2 protein-coding genes are annotated in these 2,142 nt (G+C 63.2%); both read left to right on the top strand.

Annotated features, from left to right (window positions below):
* Positions 1–73 precede the first annotated feature (73 nt).
* Positions 74–1,291 (top strand): IS21 family transposase, encoded by a 1,218-nt coding sequence (gene istA / locus AC4D1W_RS16980; RefSeq protein WP_490899505.1) that lies wholly within the window; start codon positions 74–76, stop codon positions 1,289–1,291.
* On the top strand, positions 1,291–2,079 hold the full coding sequence (istB, locus tag AC4D1W_RS16975) for an IS21-like element helper ATPase IstB (RefSeq protein ID WP_490899504.1): 789 nt from the start codon (positions 1,291–1,293) through the stop codon (positions 2,077–2,079). The genes istA and istB overlap by 1 nt, the downstream gene beginning before the upstream one ends.
* Positions 2,080–2,142 lie beyond the last annotated feature (63 nt).

Here is a 2,142-nt window from a genome sequence, read left to right as displayed (position 1 = left end):
TGTCGGTGACGGTCGAAAAGTGAGCCATTGTGACGGTTGAAAACTGAGCCACCTGTTCCAAACGATTGGGTGGGTGATCACAGTGGAGGATTGGGCGCTTATTCGGCGGTTGCATCTTGCCGACGGTGAATCGATGAGGTCGATAGCGGCGAGGCTGGGTATCTCCCGTAACACTGTTGCGAAGGCGGTGAGCGCTGTTGGTCCACCGACCTATGTTCGTGCGCCGCAGGCCTCCGGGATCAAGGCTGTGGAGCCGGCCGTTCGGGCTCTGCTGAAGGAAAACCCGCGGATGCCAGCGACTGTGCTGGCTGAGCGGGTGGGCTGGTCCGGGTCCCCGGCATGGTTCCGTGAGAACGTGGCCAGGATCCGCCCGGAGTACGCCCCGGCGGATCCTGCCGACCGGATCAGCTATGAACCGGGTGATCAGGCGCAATGCGATCTGTGGTTCCCTGAGGTGCGGATCCCGGTCGGTGACGGGAAGCCGCGGGTGTTGCCGGTTCTGGTGATGGTGTCCTCGTATTCACGGTTCATCATGGCCCGGATGATCCCGTCGCGGATGACAGGGGATCTGCTGGCCGGTATGTGGGAACTGCTCGAGGGTCTTGGTGCTGTTCCGCGGCGGTTGATCTGGGATAACGAAACCGGCATAGGGCGGCGGAACAGTTACGCTGCCGGGGTCGCAGCGTTCTCGGGGGTTCTGGCCACCAGGATCGTGCAGGTCAAACCCTACGACCCGGAAACCAAGGGCGTGGTGGAGCGGGCGAATCAGTTCCTGGAAACCTCCTTCCTGCCCGGCCGGTCCTTCACCTCACCGGAAGATTTCAACGCTCAGCTCGGCCTGTGGTTGCCCCGCGCCAACGCCCGGCTGGTCCGGCGGACCGGGGCGCGGCCCGCTGAACTGATCATCCAGGACAAAGCGGCCATGCTGGGGCTGCCACCGGTTCCACCGGTGACTGGTTTCACCGCCCGGGTCCGGCTTCCGCGGGATTACTACGTCCGGATGGCATCGAATGACTATTCCGTGCACCCGCAGGCGATCGGCAGGTTCGTCGAGGTCACCGCCGACCTGGAAACCGTCACGATCACCCTCGATGGGCGGTGCGTTGGGAACCATCCCCGGTCCTGGGGCACCGGTCTGACGATCACCGACCCTGACCATGTCGAAGCCGCCGGTGCTCTGCGTAAAGCCTTCCAACACCCTGCACCTGCCACGGATGCGTCCGGGCTGCGGGACCTGTCCGACTACGACCGGGCCTTCGGTGTGATCCTCGATGACGGGCAGGTCGCCTGATGCTTGAGGCGAAGGAAACCATCAACCAGATCGAGTACTACTCCCGGGCGATGAAAGCTCCTCGCATACGCGAAGCAGCGCCCAGGCTCGCTGGTCAGGCCCGCGACAACAACTGGACACATGAGGAATACCTCGCCGCAGTGCTCTCACGCGAAGTCGCCGCACGGGAAGCCTCCGGAGCCGAGACCCGGGCCAGAGCCGCAGGGTTCCCCGCCCGCAAATCGTTGGAGGACTTCAGCTTCGATCACCAGCCCGGCCTCAAACGGGACACCATCGCCCATCTGGCCACCGGCGCGTTCCTCACCGAAGCATCCAATATCGTCCTACTCGGGCCACCCGGAACCGGTAAAACCCACCTAGCAACCGGGCTCGGGATACGCGCCACCCAGCTCGGCCACAGGGTCCTGTTCGCTACCGCCACCGACTGGGTCGCCCGGCTTCAAACCGCTCATCAGAATGGGCGGCTGCCGCAGGAACTGGTTCGGCTGCGTCGCTACCGGCTCATCATCGTTGATGAGGTCGGCTACATCCCCTTCGAACAAGACGCCGCGAACCTGTTCTTCCAGCTGGTGTCCTCACGCTACGAGCACGCCTCGCTGATCCTGACCTCGAACCTGCCGTTCGCACGCTGGGGAGACGTATTCGGTGACCAGGTCGTCGCCTCGGCCATGATCGACCGCATCGTCCATCACGCCGAAGTCGTCACCCTCAAAGGCTCCAGCTACCGCCTCAAACACACCCAGGCAGAGTCCCTACCCTCGACAAGACCGGAAAATACGGCAGAATAACCAGGGTCAAAGTGGCTCACTTTTCAACCCACAAAACGGCTCACTTTTCGACCATCGCTGACA

Source organism: Arthrobacter sp. TJ-170, assembly GCF_058269305.1.
This window is presented reverse-complemented; position numbering and strand designations above follow the sequence as displayed.